At 70.8% G+C, this 15,012-nt stretch carries 10 protein-coding genes; 6 read left to right on the top strand and 4 right to left on the bottom strand.

The genetic code is table 11. From position 1 onward, the window contains the following. Window positions 1-331: 331 nt before the first annotated feature. Window positions 332-3,352: a BTAD domain-containing putative transcriptional regulator gene (locus tag AAH979_RS39840; protein ID WP_346263299.1), complete on the top strand. Its 3,021-nt coding sequence runs from the start codon at window positions 332-334 to the stop codon at window positions 3,350-3,352. Between the two features lie 255 nt (window positions 3,353-3,607). On the opposite strand, the gene AAH979_RS39835 is transcribed toward AAH979_RS39840, so the two are convergent. The 4 genes from AAH979_RS39835 to AAH979_RS39820 form a co-directional block, all read right to left on the bottom strand. Beyond that, window positions 3,608-4,096: a MarR family transcriptional regulator gene (locus tag AAH979_RS39835; protein ID WP_346263298.1), complete on the bottom strand. Its 489-nt coding sequence runs from the start codon at window positions 4,094-4,096 to the stop codon at window positions 3,608-3,610. Window positions 4,097-4,104: 8 nt separating this feature from the next. Then, window positions 4,105-5,352 carry an NAD(P)/FAD-dependent oxidoreductase gene (locus AAH979_RS39830; RefSeq protein WP_346263297.1) on the bottom strand — a complete coding sequence of 416 codons (1,248 nt, stop codon included), beginning with the start codon at window positions 5,350-5,352 and terminating at the stop codon, window positions 4,105-4,107. Window positions 5,353-5,758: 406 nt separating this feature from the next. Then, a complete protein-coding gene (locus tag AAH979_RS39825) occupies window positions 5,759-5,920 on the bottom strand; it encodes a hypothetical protein (protein ID WP_346263296.1) in 162 nt (53 codons plus the stop codon). A 143-nt stretch (window positions 5,921-6,063) separates the two neighbouring features. Next, window positions 6,064-6,675, bottom strand: coding sequence for a hypothetical protein (locus AAH979_RS39820; RefSeq protein ID WP_346263295.1), 612 nt, complete (start codon window positions 6,673-6,675; stop codon window positions 6,064-6,066). A gap of 550 nt (window positions 6,676-7,225) precedes the next feature. Here AAH979_RS39820 and AAH979_RS39815 point away from each other — a divergent pair. From AAH979_RS39815 to AAH979_RS39795, 5 genes are all read left to right on the top strand, one after another. Next, window positions 7,226-7,627 (top strand): hypothetical protein, encoded by a 402-nt coding sequence (locus AAH979_RS39815; RefSeq protein ID WP_346263294.1) that lies wholly within the window; start codon window positions 7,226-7,228, stop codon window positions 7,625-7,627. A gap of 199 nt (window positions 7,628-7,826) precedes the next feature. Further along, a complete protein-coding gene (locus AAH979_RS39810; RefSeq protein WP_346263293.1) occupies window positions 7,827-8,561 on the top strand; it encodes a hypothetical protein in 735 nt (244 codons plus the stop codon). Window positions 8,562-8,599: 38 nt separating this feature from the next. Beyond that, entirely contained in the window at window positions 8,600-12,583 is a 3,984-nt protein-coding gene (locus tag AAH979_RS39805; protein WP_346263292.1) for a CHAT domain-containing protein, read from the top strand. Window positions 12,584-12,972: 389 nt separating this feature from the next. Next, entirely contained in the window at window positions 12,973-13,935 is a 963-nt protein-coding gene (locus AAH979_RS39800) for a hypothetical protein (RefSeq protein ID WP_346263291.1), read from the top strand. Window positions 13,936-14,396: 461 nt separating this feature from the next. Then, window positions 14,397-14,567, top strand: coding sequence for a hypothetical protein (locus AAH979_RS39795; protein ID WP_346263290.1), 171 nt, complete (start codon window positions 14,397-14,399; stop codon window positions 14,565-14,567). Window positions 14,568-15,012 lie beyond the last annotated feature (445 nt).

Below are 15,012 nucleotides of genomic sequence, written 5' to 3'. Positions count from 1 at the left end.
CCCGCAGTCGGATTGCCGGCCGGCGTAGGCGTTGTCGTCGGCGCCGACGAGCCGGCCCGGGCCGAGCCCACGGCCTGCGACCCGGCCAGGACATGCCGAACAGCCAGCCCCACGCATCGGTGCCGGATGGATGAGCCTGGACAACTGGTACGCGGATCGCCCTGCCGGGATTGAGCTGTCGGGTCGCTCGGCGTCCCTTGTTAGGGTGCTTTGTGAGGGTAATGCCGCGCCCTCGCCACGCGGCGACCGCCCCCGTACCAATCGTTCCGCCCAGGAGGAGCATGCGGCCGTCGACGCTTCCGCGGGCCACACTCGCGATCGACCGAGCGCGATGAGCGTCCCGCTGCCCGCCGGCGATCCGGTGGTCGGGGTACTCGGGCCGCTCGAGGTCATGGTCGACGGCAACCCGGTGGACCTCGGGGGCCCACGGCAACAGGTCGTGCTGGCGGCCCTCGCGTTGGAGGCGAACCGGCCGGTCCCGGTCAACCGGCTACTGGACGTCGTCTACGGGGCGGCACCACCGTCAACCTCCCGGGTCCAGGTTCAGATCTGCGTGTCCGCGCTGCGCCGGCTGTTCGCCGCGCACGGTTTCGGGGACGACGTCATCGCCACCCGGTCACAGGGATACGCGCTCCAGATCCCCGACGCGCAGGTCGATCTGCGGCGCTTCGCCGGCCTGGCGGCGCAGGGCCGGCGGTTCCGCGACGAGCGCCGGTTGGACCGGGCCGTCGAGTGCTACCGCCGTGCCCTGGCCCAGTGGCGCGGGCCGGCCCTGGACGGACTGGTCAACCCGCTGCTCCGGCCGGCGGCGGATCGGCTGGACGAGCAGCGGATCAGCCTGATCGAGGACTGTGTCGAGCTGGAGCTGGAGCTGGGCCGGCACCACGACCTGATCGCCGAACTGACCGCACTCGTCGACGAGCATCCCATGCGGGAACGGCTGCACGGGCAACTGATGCTCGCGCTCTACCGGTCACAGCGGCAGGCCGATGCCCTGGAGGTCTATCGGCGGGCCCGGCGCACGCTGCTGGACGAACTCGGCATCGAGCCCGGCACGGAACTCCAGCGACTCGAACACGACATCCTCACCGGCAACTCCCGGCTCGCTCCCCCGGAACCGGCCGAGCCGGCCCGCGCCGGGCCGGTCCAGCCGGCCACCACCGGGCCGCTCCTGCCGGTCCCCGCGGCGCCGCGGCTGCTGCCCACCGACATCGCCGACTTCACCGGTCGGACCGACCAGGTCGAAGCGATCGAGCGGCACCTCACCGGCACGCCGGAGGACCGGACCCGGTTGGCGGTGCCCGTCCTGGTGGCGAGCGGCATGGCCGGGGTCGGCAAGACGACACTGGCGGTACACGTGGCGCACCGGCTCTCGGACCGGTACGCCGACGGTCAGCTCTTCATCGACCTGCGCGGACAGACCATCCGGCCGGTGGATCCCAACCGGGTCATGGAGCGGTTCCTCCGCGTACTGGGGGTGCCCGGCGCCGCACTGCCGGAAACGCTCGAGGAACGCGCGGAGATGTACCGGCATCTGCTTTCCGGTCGGCGGATCCTGGTGGTGCTGGACAACGCCGGCGACGAGGGGCAGGTGCTTCCGCTGCTGCCCGGGACCCCCTCCGCCGCGGTACTGGTCACCAGCCGCAACCGGCTGGCCGGGCTGCCCGGCGCCGGTCATGTCGAGGTGCGCCTGCTCGATCCGCGCCACTCCGTCGAACTGCTGTCCGCCGTGGCCGGGCCGGAACGGATGCGGGCCGAGCCCGCCGCCACCGTGGAACTCGCCGAGTTGTGCGGTCACCTGCCGCTCGCGCTGCGGGTGGCAGGCGCCCGGCTCGCCACCCGGCCGCAGTGGGCGGTGCGCCAACTGGTCGAGCGGTTGGGTAACGAGACCCGCCGCCTCAACGAACTGAACCACGGCGTGCTCGGCATCCGGGCCAGCATCTCGCTTACCTACGACAGCCTCCCGGAGCAGGCCCGCCGGCTGTTCCGGCGACTCGCTCTGCTCGATTTCCCGCACTTCTCCGGCTGGGTCGCCGCGGCACTGCTCGACCAGCCCGGCACCGCGGCGCAGGACGTGCTCGACGACATCGCCGACGCACACCTGCTGGAGATCACCGGCTCCGCGCGCGGCGTGCACAGCCAGTACCGCTTCCACGACCTGATCCGCGCGTTCGCCCGGGAGCCGCTCGCCGACGAGGAGCCGGTCGCCGAACACGGGCCCGCGCTGGCGCGGGCGCTCGGCGCCCTGCTGTTCCTCGCCGACGCCGCACACCGGGCCTGCTACGGGGTCGAGCACCGAGACCTGCGCAGCGACGCGACGCGCTGGCCGGTGCCGGAGCGGCTGGCCGAGGAACTGGTGTCGGAGCCGATCACCTGGCTCGAGCGGGAACGGCTGAACATGCTGGCCGCGGTACGCCAGGCCGCCGGGGCCGGGTTCGCCGGGCTCTCCTGGGACCTAGCCCAGCAGGCCACCACGCTCTACGAGGCGCGGGGTTACTTCGACGATTGGCGCGAGACCCACACGATCGCCCTCGACGCCGCCCGCCGGGCCGGGGACCAGCACGGCCAGGCGGTGCTGTCGTACTCGTTCGGGTCGCTGTTCGATGCACAGCGGCGGTTCACCGAGGCACGAGGGTTCCTGAACGTGGCGCTCGACCTGTTCCGCTCCACCGGCAACGACGCCGGGCAGGCCCAGGCCCTCCAGCACATCGCGATCATCGACCGGTTGGAGGGCCACCTCGACGACGCCATGACCCGCTGCCGGCAGGCGCTGGCAATCTTCCGGCGCGCCGGTGATCTGGTCTACTCGGCGTACGTGCTCCACAACCTGGCGGCGATTGAACTCCAGTGCGGCAACCCGAACGAGGCCCACCGGGTGCTGACCGAGGCACTGGACCTCAGCCGGGACGGCGGCAGCCGCCGGATCGAGGCGCAGGTCCTGTGCCGGCTCGGCGAGGCCTATCTGCAGCTCGACGAACCGCTCCAGGCCGTTGACGCGTACGCGGCGGCGCTGGCGGCAGTCGAGGACACCGGTGACCCGATTGGCCGGGCGTTCGCGCTGTGCGGGCTGGGCGAGGCGCAGCTGCGGACCGGCAAGGCGGACGAGTCGGAGACTACTCTGCGCGACGCGCTGCGGGCGGCCGCCACCGTCGGTGACCGGCTCTGCGAGGCACGCGCGCTGCTCGCACTGGGCGAGCTCGACTTGGCCCGGGACGCGCCCCGAGCGGCAACGGCGTACCTGCGCCGGGCGCTGGAGTTGTTCCGCGACATCAGCACGCCGCCGTTCGTGTCGAGGACGCTCGACCTGCCGACCAGGGCCGAGCGGGCCGGCACGCCGCTGGCGGACGCCTGACGGTACCGGCAACGCCGGGTGGACAAACGCCGAGTCCTGGGCGAGTGAGCCCGAAGTCGTTCGGGTGTACGGTGCCAAACTGGTTCAGCGGTGGTGGCCTGGTGTTCTGAAGATCGGCTCAGGCTGCTCGGTGGTACTCGTTGATCACTCCGTCGAGTCGTCGTCGGCGTCGTACGGGCTGGCTGTGGGTCGGCTCGCCGCCACGGTCTGCCGTCCGGTGGCGACCGGGAGCGCGGTCAGCCACGCGACGGCGCCTCATGCAGACCGCTGCGCGGTGTCGCCGCTGCGGAGGCGGTCCAATTCGGCGAGGTACATCGCCTGCATGCGGTCATAGTGCCGGACCAGCAGCATGATCTCCTCGACGCTGTAGCCTTCGATGAGCCGTTCCGCCCGCTCGGCGAACCGCTCGTACGGTCGCTCCAACTCGGCGATCCGCTCCGGCCGCAGGGTGACGATCACCCGCCGCCGGTCCGCCGGATCGCGTTCGGCCGTGACGTAGCCGGCCTGCTGGAGCCGGCGGAGCATGCTGGTCACGGCCCCGGTGGTGAGGTTGGTCCGCTCGGCGACCTGCCCCGCGGTGGCGGATCCGACGTCCACCAGGAAGTCCAGGCACTCCAGGTCGCTCACGGTGAGGCCCAGCCGGTCCGCGATGGCGTACCGGAACACCATGGACAGCCGCGAGGTCTCCCGCCCGGCGCGCATGAGGTCGGCGATCGCGGACGCCCGGGCCGGCTCGTGGGACATGCCCGCAATCATGCCTCCGGCACGGTGACCCGGTGCAGCCGCGGTAGCACGCGGGTCAGCACCCAGTGCGGTGCGGCCGCGCCCCCGGTGAGGCGGCGCATCAGCCCTGCGGCGGTGTCGACGGCGCGGAAGGCGTAGGGCACCATTTCGTCCTGGTAGCCGGCGATCGCCTCCTCCACCGGCGTGCCGCTCGCCCGGGCCTCGACGAGCCTGTGGCCGAGCAGGGCGGCGTCGCGGAGCGCGGTGTTGCCGCCGTGAGCGCCGAACGGCGGCATGGCGTGCACGGCGTCGCCCATCATCGTCGCCCGGGGCACCGCCCACTGTCGCGGGCGCCGGCCGGTGGCGAAGAGGTTGAGTACCGTGGCGTCCAGCTCGGCCGTGTCGACCAGCCGCCGGATGAGCGGGTGGAAGTCCATGCTCATCCGGGCGGCCAGCTCCCGCAGCGCCAGCAGGTCCCCGCGGACGCCGATGGGCACCTCCTCCTGCCGGAGCAGCAGCCCCCACATGACGTAGTCGTCGCCGGTGGGCGCATAGCTGCCCGGGGCCAGGCGCGCGAACGCCTCCCGCGGCCTTTCGCCGAACCGCATGGAGGTGAAGAAGAAGGCGCGGCCCGGCCGGTCGGCGATGGCCAGGACCCCGCTGGTACGCAGCGCGTCCGGGATGACGCTCCCGCCGTTGCGTCGCAGGGGCGACCGGCCGTAGATGCCCGCCATCGGGGTGTTCGCCGGGCCTGCGTCCGGCATGAGCTGCTCGCGCAGTGCCGAGCCGACGCCGTCCGCGCCCACGACGACGGTCGCCGCGACGGCCCCACCGTCGGTGAACCGCAGCCGCAGCCCGGCCGGGCTGCCGCTGTCCACCGCGACGGCGGTCTTGCCGTAGTGGATGCGTCCGTCCAGCCCGGACATCAGGATCGACCGCAGGGTCAGCCGGTCGACCTGGCGGGTCGCGTGCGGCTCGTCCTTGAAGGTGATGGTGAACGCGTCCCGCAGCCGGCTGTCGGTGAAGCGCAGGTGCCCGCCGGGCTCGTCGCCGGTGGCCAGCGCCAGGCGGTACAGCGGGCGGGGCAGGCTCTCGCGCAGCGCCTCCAGCCCGTACCGGTCGAGAATGATCCGGTAGCCCTGCTGCCGGACGAAGGGGCCCGGGTCCCGCTCGTAGACGTGCACGTCGATGCCGGCGCGCATCAGGTACTGGGCGAGGCAGAGGCCGGAGAGGCCAGCGCCGGCGACTGCCACCGAGAAGTTGGTCGATATACCCATGCGATTATCTTAATGACTAAGATGTTTTGGGCAAGGCCCGTACCGTGCCATACTCGTCGCACCGGCTGTGAGCTGGGATTCCTCGGTTCGGGCTGATGATCGCCGGTATGGTCGTGCGATTGCTGTACCTGGGACGATCCGCCTGTTCGACGGTCTGGGATTGCTGATCCGCGGCGACAAGGCCGTGCTGGTCGAGGCCCTCGCGCTGCGGCATGAGATAGCGGTGCTCCGCCGGCAGGTCCCTGGTCCGCGACCGGGACACCAAATACACCGCCGGGTTCGACGCCGTCTTCGCCGCCGAGGATATCCAGGTGGCCAAAATCCCGCCACGCACGCCGAGAGCGAACTGTTTCGTGGAGCGCTGGGGCCGCAGTCTGTGCCAGGAGTGCCTCGACCATGTCCTGGTCTACAACGAGACAGCGCGGGCGTGATCGGCGAGTACGTCGAGCACTTCAACGATCATCGACCTCATCAAGGGCGGGTGCAGTTGCCGCCCAACCACGATCCGACGATCGTGGTCCCGATCGAACGCGCGGTTCGCCTTCCCGCTGTCCTGCTGGGTCAGCACGGACAACTCCCCCGCCGTCGGCGACGAGGCCCACCGGGGTGGGGCCGGTCGTCCGTCCCAGGTCATGCTGGACGGCCTGACCGGCCGGGCGGACGGTGTCGCGAACAGCCGACAGTGAGCTTCGGCGGGGCGAGACGTGCCGGTCAGCGGGCGGTTGACCGGTTGTCCGACGGCAGGCCGAGCATCCGCCGGGTGCGTGCGTCGATCTCGGCGCCGGCGGCCTCCGAGTGCCGGATGCCGTTGTACACCAGATCCCAGAGCCTTTGATTGGCCTCGAGCAGGCCGAACGGGAGCGTCAGTCGCCGCTGGTTCGGCCCGACGAGCCGCAGCGCCCGGCCGCGCGCCGAGTCCGTGACGGTGATCGTGCGCAGTTCGTAGAGCGGCAGGTCGACGCCGGCGCCGTCGTTGTCCGTCTCGGCGACGACGCGAGCGCCGGCGCGCAGCACGACGGTGGGGCGGGCGGCGTTGTAGCAGAAGGCCAGGAAGGTGGCCGTGGCGACGACGGCGACCATGATCCGGTAGGTGCCCGGCCGGTCCTCGGCGATGAACCACAACACGATCGTCATCACGATGGTGACCGGCAGGACGGCGTAAACCGCCCCGAGCGCGGCGGTCCGTAGGCGGCCTGGCGGGCGGGCCGCGACGACGCTCTCCAGCACGGGTCCCTGCTCGGGCGAGACGGTGGAGAGTTGGTCGGTGCCCTGGTGGTGGGCAATTCGCAGCCGGTGACGCTCGCCCTGCCAAGGACCCTCCACCCGTGGCGCGGTGGGTGGCCTCGGCTGTCCGGACAAATCCGGTACGGGGGGCAGCTTCCCCGCTGACACCGCCACCTCTTTCGAGTTCCCGTCGTCGGCATGTGCACCCGCCCGGACCCCAGTCTCCGTCGGACCCGAGACGGGTGTGCTCGTCGTGTCCGGTACCGGCCCCGGCGGTACCGCCGGTGCTCACCTCGATGAGTCTCGTAGTCGCTGGCGAATATCGGCAACCGGTAAACCGTCCGAACTCGCGTGGCTGCCAAACACCGGGCGGCGGTGTTCAACGACACGGTCTCGCGGCTGCACACTGACTGGTCACCAAGTAGTCCCCGGGATCAACAGCTGCGCGACCTGGCAGAAGTCATCTGGACACCAGGTCCGGACCATGTCCTCAACCGCCACCCCCCACTCAAACATGATCACCGGCCAGCCGACACCTATTCATCTGGGGTGAGCTGTAGACAGTGTCCGAACGCGTGCTTTCAGTCACCGATGGTGATGGGTAACGTGGACGCCCGACGCGGATCCAACGTCTTGAGGAAGGCACCCCATGGATGAGGACGTCCTGGACGTGGCCCGGACGATTCGGCCATATCTCGAGCAGCTCGTGGGCGCCGACGCGCCCGAGTACGACCGGCGTATCGCCGAGTTGCTCGGGTCCGCGCAGGGCGGACGGGACGCCGACGACGAGCTGATGTCCTTGCTCAGCGGCTCGGCGGAACTGCACGCTTGGGCTGCCCAGGTGCTCGCCGACGAGTGGCACCGGCCGCCGGACCTGCAGCCGGTGTCCGAGCGCACCTACGACGCGCTGCCCACGCCGGAGCCCACGACCGTCTCCGCGCGGAAGTTCCGCTGCCCGCAGGGCGACTACGTGTGGTGGCGGCGGTTCGTCGACCGGGATCCGCCACGGTGCCCCAGTCACGACACGGTGCTGGTTCCCTGCGATCGCTGAGGCGGCCGCGGTGCTCGATAAGTTCTGGGAGTCGCTCGGCGGTCGGCTCGCTGACCGATGGGCGGCAACGCTCGGGCCGGCCGTCGTGTTCTGGACCGGGGCGGCACTCGCTTGGCTGTCCCGGCCCGACGGCCTGACGACGCTCCGAGCCGCCGCCGAGCGGCTGGCACGGCAGCCGGCACCGGCGCAGGCGCTCACCGTGGTGGCCGCCCTCGTCGCTGTCGCGGCGTCCGCGGTCGTCGTCCAGCGACTGACCACACCGGCCATCCGGTTCCTGGAGGGGTACTGGCCACCGCCGCTGCGAGGTCTGCGGCGGATTCTGACGGACCGGGCACGGCACCGCGAGGAGGGCATGGAAGAGCGGTGGCTGCAATTGAAGGCGCGGATCGATGGCGGCACGGCGACGGTCGACGACCGGGCCGAGCACTCCCGGCTCGAGAGTCGGCTGCGCCGCATGCCGGCCAGCGGGTACCACCTGCCCACCCGCGTCGGCAATACGCTTCGCGCGGGCGAGACGCGTCCGATGTCCAAATACGGCCTCAACACCTCGGCACTCTGGCCTCACCTGTGGTTGCTACTTCCCGACGTGGTACGCGCCGAGATCGGCCAGGCCAGGGCGGCGCTGAACGCCGCCGCCGCGGCGGGGATTTGGGCGCTCGCGTTCACCTGCTTCACGCCGTGGGCCTGGTGGGCCGCGCCCGCGGGGATCGGCGTCATGCTGTCGGCCTACCTGTTGTGGCTGCCGGCTCGGGCCGAGGTCTACGCCGACCTGGTGGAGGCGGCGTTCGACCTGTACCGGACCAGCCTGTACCAGCAGCTGCGCTGGCCCCTACCCGTCGACCCGCAGCAAGAGCGGCGAACCGGTGACACGCTCAGCCGATATCTCCTTCGGGGACCCGACGACGACAACCCCGCCTTCGACGATCCACGATAGCCAGCATCCGGTCACCACGTCCGACCAACGCCCGGGAGATGACCGCAGTGCGCTTGCCGAGACGAGAACCGCACCGCCACGGCCGCCTCGCGCCCGGTGAGGCCGCACCTGCCGCCGGAGAAGCCGACCTGGCGTACCAGCTCGCCACCCGACGCCATGAGCGTGGCGACATGGCCGGAGCGCTGGCCGCTTACCGCCGGGCCGTCTCGCTGGGACATGCTGAGTCCGCCGCGAACCTCAGCGGCCTGCTGCTCGAGCTCGGGCGGCACGACGAGGCGGCGGGCGTCCTTCAGGACGCGGTCGCCTCCGGCGGAGCGGCTGCCGCCTACAACGTCGGCGACATGTACCTGCAGTTCGGCGAGTCCGCCCTCGCAGAGCAGGCGTTCACCATCGCCGCCGGCAGTAGCCATCCGGTGGTGGCGCCGATGGCGGCATTGCAACTGGCCGAACTGTGTCAGCGGCAACAGCGCATCCGGTCCGCCAAGGCGCACTATCGGCGTCTGATCGACGCCGGTCCCGGCCGGTTCGCGGCGCAGGCCCTCAGCCGGCTGACCGTGATGATGCGGGCGGTCGGCAAGGAGCGCGCCGTCCGGCGTGCCTGCCGCAGGGCCCGTCGGCGGTACCGCACCGCCACCGACGGCGACATCGTCATGGCCATGGTGCTCGACATCGAGGGCGACGTGTCCGGGGCCCGAGCGGCGTGGGAGCGCGCCTCGCGGGATGCCGACGCCCCGACCGCTGCCGAGGCGGCGCTCGCCCTGGGTACCTCGCTGAGGGACGAGGACCGGCCGGCCGCGGCGGCCGCACTGCGCAGGGCCGTCGACGCCGACGACTCGCTCATCGCCGCAGAGGCGGCGGTACGCCTCGGCGACCTGTTGATGGACGACGGTGACGAGACCGCGGCGGAGGAGATGTACGAGCGTGCCACTCGACTGGAGTGGCCGGGCCCGTCGATGTGGGCGGCGGTGAGCCTCGCCAAGGCGTACCTGCGCCGCAATGAAGTGGCCACCGCGCGGACGCTGCTGGACCGGGCGGAGCAGCGCGGCGAGGCGCACGTACGCAGGTATGCCCGCACGGTGATGCGATCGATGCACTCCGCCGCGCTGGCCGACGACGGAGTCGACGTCGAGCTTCTCGACGAGGTGATGCTGCGCTTCGTCAGCGCGCAAAGCTCACCGGAGATGCGCGAGATCCTCACGGACCACCCGCAGCTGATCACCGAAGGCGCCGAGTGCCTCCTCCGCCTCCTGATCGAAGACCTCGCCGACGACGGAGCGGTGCGGACGGCGGTGCCGAAGCTGCGCCGCCGGTTGTCGATCCTGCACCGCTGCCGCGAGAGCGGCATCGCAGACGCCTTCGCCGAGATGGACGCCGCCTCGCGCACCGCCAACACCGCGCTCCGGGCGGTCGAGGCGGCGATCCGTGACAAGTCGCAGGCGGCGCTGATCGCCGCGACAGACGCGCTCGCCGCGACGTCGCCGTACGAGCACGTGCTGGAGGCCCACCTGCCCGAGGCGTTCGTGGACTTGGTCGTGCTGCGTGCCGAGCTGCTCAGTGAGCTGGCGCAGCGACGGTCGGAGCCGGACGACTTCGCGGCGGCGCTGGAGGCGCACCAGCACGCGCTCCAGGTGCTCGACGACGGGCGCTTCGGGTCGGCATCAGAGGAGCGGTTCCTGCGCGCCCTGCTGCCACACATGCTGGACCGGTTCGCGGTCCTGGGCTCCGCGGACCCGGACCTCGACCGGGTGCTCTCCCTGTACGAGCTGCTCATGGCGACGGCGGGTAGCGACGACGACAATCTCGTGTTCGCCTATGCGTCGCTCCTCGTCACACGGTTCGAGCACACAGGGGACCTGGCGGCGGTCCAGAAGGCCATCGAGCTCTTCCGCGACCTCGTGGCCAGTGACCCCGATCCCTTGTTCGCCAACGCCCTCGTCACGGCAGAGTCCGAGCTGCTCTGGTCGATGGAGCTGGTAGGCGGACACGAGGCGGGCGGTCAGGACGTCATGCGGACGTACCTGGACGTCATCCAGGATCTGCCGGGAGAGGTCCCGCAAGACGTCATCGACGACGCGGCGCGCCGGTTCGGTGAGCCGAGTGCGCCACCGCCCGAGCTGGACCGCACCGAGCGGACGGTCCGGGCGACGCTGGCGGCGTCCGACGCAACCGGCGCGGTACGGGCCAGCCGGCTGGTCAACCTCGCCAGGGTGCTGCTGATGCAGCACGCACACCGGCCGGATGCGGCACGTGTGCGGGAGGCAGTCGAGCTGTGCGAACAGGCGGAAGGGCTGATCACGGACGACAGCACAAACGTCGCGATGCTGTTTCTCAACCAGTCGACAGCCCACCAGATTCTGTACCGCGCAACCGGCGACACGACCCAACGCGACGCCGCGTCGGTGGCCGCCCGGCGTGCCGTCGAGGCCGCACCGACCACGGGCCCCGTGGCGCAGCGCGTTCGGTTGAACGCCGCGCAGTTGACGTCCGGACAGCACGGCTACGGACCGTCGGCGGCGGCGGCATTTCGTGCCGCTGCGCAGGCGGGTCATACCGGGAGCCCGCATTTGGCGGTCAACACGGCGCAGGTGTGGGCGGCGGCCGCGCTGGCGGCGGAGACCTGGCCGGACGTCATGGAGGCGGGCCAGCACGGGCTGGATGCGATGGACCGCCTCGTCGGTGCCCAGCGGGAACGACAGCATCAGGAGACCTGGTTGCAGCACGCGGGCCGGCTCGCCGCACAGATGGCTTACGCGGCGGCCCAGACCGGCGACTACCAGGCCGCTGTGCACGGGCTCGAACGCACCCGGGCACGGTTGCTGGCGGCAACCATCGACGCCGACAGGCGCAATGGCTCGGGCGGACCCGAGGGGAACCGCGCCGAGTCATCCGTCACGCGGATCGCCGCGGGCGACGGCGCGCCGATCGTCTATCTGTCCGCCACATCAAAGGGTGGCCTGGCACTTATCGTCCGAGCCGGCACCGCGTCGCCGGAGGCGCTCTGGCTACCGCTCCTGACCCAGCAAGCGGTGACGGACAACTACCTTCGGCAGGTAATGAGCTACATCCTCCGTAGGGACGGGCAGCAGGTCTGGATCCGCGGACTGGATCGTCTGACGTCGTGGCTGTGGCAGGCGGCAATCGGGCCGCTGATGGAGTCGCTCACGGGGGTGGACGAGGTCCTGGTGGTGGCGGAGGGCGACCTAGCGGCGATGCCCCTGCACGCCGCGTGGACGCCGGACGCGACCCGCGTGTCCGGCCGACGGTACGCCATCGACCACGCCGCGTTCCGATACGTGCCGAACGCCGCGGTCGCACGGGCGACCGAAGAGCTCGCGGCCTCGCTCGCCGCCGGGCCGGAGAGCGTGCTGATCGTGGGCGCACCGACGAACGCGACGCCGGAGCTGGCCCACGTCGAGCGGGAGCTGGCGGAGGTGCGGCGGCTGTCACCGGCGGCCAGACTCCTCACCGGATCATCGGCGACCCGTGCCGCCGTGCTTTCGGGGCTGGACGACAGCACGGTCCTCCATATGGCGTGCCACGGTCGGGCCGACCTCCTCGATCCGCTCGACTCGGCGTTGTTTCTCGCCGGCAACGACACGCTGACCGTGAGCGACCTGATGTGGCAACGCCTGAGAGGCCTGCGCCTGGTGGTCATGACCGCGTGCGAGACCGGGCAGCACGGCGCGCACCTACCGAACGAGCTCATCGGCATGCCCGCGGCGCTGATCCAGGCCCGGGTCGCGGGTGTCGTCGCACCCCTGTGGGCGATCGACGACGAGAGCGCCGCCCTGACCGCGATCCGGTTCCATTTCCTCTGGCGGGCCGAGGGCCTACGCCCGGCACAGGCCTTGCGGCACGCGCAAATCTGGGTGCGCGACAGCACCAACGCCGAGAAGGCCGACCTGGCCGATCTGATCGGCCGGCGCCGGCCAGCCGGCCCGGGAGCGCAACGGCTGTGGGACTCGGCCCGGGAACACCGGGCGGTCATCCACTGGGGCGCATTTTTCTACACAGGAAGCTGACGGTTGGGTCGGTCTCTGCTCCCGCGAGCGGGGCGAGCTACTCGGCTCTGCCGCGTGCCGTTAAGCGCCCATTGGTCGGCGGCAGTCGGATCTAGCCAACGTCCGAGGGCGTGATCCTCGCAGCCAGCCTCCTTGCCCGCCATCGACAGCCCGTCCGCACCCGAGACCGCCGGCCCCGTGCCGGCCTGCCGTTCTTGCTTGCGGACCCAGTTCCGCAGGGTCTCGGGACTCATCCCCAGTTCGCGGGCGACCTGGTTGATCGGCCGACCCGACGAACGGACCAGATCGACCGCGTCACGCTGGGGACACCCTTCCTCTGGACCAGCGTCCAGTCTCAGGGTGTCCACATCTCAGGGGAAAGCCCGCAGAGGGGTATTACCCTCCGCTGCATGACTGGCGATCTTGTGTACGGTGTGCGGCTCTTCGTCCCAGGGACTGCAGCAACGATGGCTCAGTGGCAGGGCTTGCTCGGACGTTCCGGTCTGACGCTGGACGGCCAGTCGCTCACATCGGAGACCCTCGGCTTTCGCGCGCTGGCGGAGTGGGTGGAGAACGACGGCTCGTTCGGCGAGGCGTTCGGTTACGGCACGATGTCGGCGGAGGAGCAGCGTGATGTCGCAGGGGCGGGCAGCGCGCTGGTCCTGCATCTGCCGGTGTACCTCGGTGCCGCAGCGGGAGAAGTGGCGATGCTGATCGCCGCGCTGGGCGACGCTGGAGCGCTGGGAGTGCGACTCGAGCAGTCGAAGCTGGGCTGGCCCGTCGCACGCTGGATTCGGAGTCTCGAAAGCGGCGACCCGTGGATGCTCTACCACTGCGCCGTGATCGTGCTACAGGACCGCGGTGTGTCGCGATCCTGCGGCATGCACGCGTTTGGGTTGCCGGATGCGCAGGTCGAGGCCCCACCGGCCGGGGCCAACCAACTCCTTGGCTCGCTCAACGTATATCAATTGGCGGAAGACCCAGTGCTGGTCAGCGGCGACACCTTCACACCCGACGTGGATACCCCTCGCCGCCGCTTGGAGCGCTGGCCCGATGACGGTTATCCGCCGGGCCATGCTTGCCACAACCCCTTTGGCACCTGGCGTCTGGGCGCCGAGGGAGGCGAGGCAGATTCGCGGGGCGAACGTCGACCCGTGTTCATTCCCCCGCTGGTGGCCCTACTCACCGCCGCCGAGGAGAAGGTTGGCCGGCGCCTCCGTCGCGAAGAGGTGGAGCGCCTCACCAGCGAAGGTGTCTGCATGATGATGACCCACGCCGATGCGAAGAACCTCGAACGCGGCCGCGGTTACGCAGACCTCGAGCCCGAACTCGTCTGGAGGCAGTGGCAGGTCCTGCGCGAGTCTCGCGCCTGACATCGCAACGATCCAGCACGCGTACCAGATCGAACGTCCACTCGTCGGCAGATCCGCTCGGGTGGTCGCTACGTTCCGAGGCCAGGTAGGCGGCGAGGATGTAGTTGGGGTGGCGGTCGAGGTACTTGCGGGCGCGGTCGTAGCGCATGGTGGTGCGCGGGCCGGCGTGGCGGGCGGCGATCTGTACGTCGCGCAGGCTGACGCCGGCATCGAGCATCGTGGTGACAAACGTGTGCCGCAGCGTGTGTGGGTGCATCCTCGGCATCCGGATCCCGGCGCTGGCGGCCAGGTGCTTGAGTCGGCGGGTCGCGGCGTGCCGGTCCATCCCGGCGCCGAGGAGGTTGCGCGGGATCGGACCGTCGAGGCGGCCCGTCGACCGCGCGGTCGACGGGCCTGGCCACCGCAGGCGGTAGCGGGACGAGGACGACGTTGCCGCCCTTGCCTCGCACCCGCAGGACGCGGTGGCCGTGCTCCTCTCCGATGTCGCTGACGTTCGAGCCGCAGGCTTCGAAGATTCGCAGCCCGAGCAGGCCGAGCATGGCGACCAACGCGAAGTCGTTCGGGTCGTCGGACTGTCGTGCGGTGGTGATCAGCGCCTCGAATTGCAGATGTCCCAGCCCGAGGATGGGTGATTCGGGTGGAACCACCGGTCTGCGGACGTAGTCGGCCGGCGAGTGCGGCAGGATATCGTCGATGACGCAGACGCGGTATAGGCCGATCACCACCGACAGGCGACGGGACACGGTCGAGGGCTGGAAGCGTCGAACGTCTTGCAGCCAGCACACGTACCGCTCGATGTCGACGCGCGCGGCCGACAGTGGAGCCAAATCTTGGTCGGCGCACCAGGTCAGGAAGACTCGTAGGTCGGAGTCGGTGTGCGACCGGGTGTCGCCTCGGTACCGACCGAGGTAGGCGGACACCGACGCACGGAGAACGCGGCGATCAGGAGAGACAGCAACGAGATCTGAAGCGGGAGAGGTAGTCATACCTCACGGTGCGTCACCGTCACAATCAGTGCCAGCACCCGCCAGGCGGCAGAAGCGTGCACCTGACCTTGGCCGTCGTGCGGCTGCTCGT

Source organism: Plantactinospora sp. ZYX-F-223, from assembly GCF_039649625.1.
In the GTDB taxonomy this organism is placed as follows: Bacteria; Actinomycetota; Actinomycetes; order Mycobacteriales; family Micromonosporaceae; genus Plantactinospora.
Note: the sequence above shows the minus strand (reverse complement) of the source record. Positions and strands in the feature narration are given on the sequence as shown.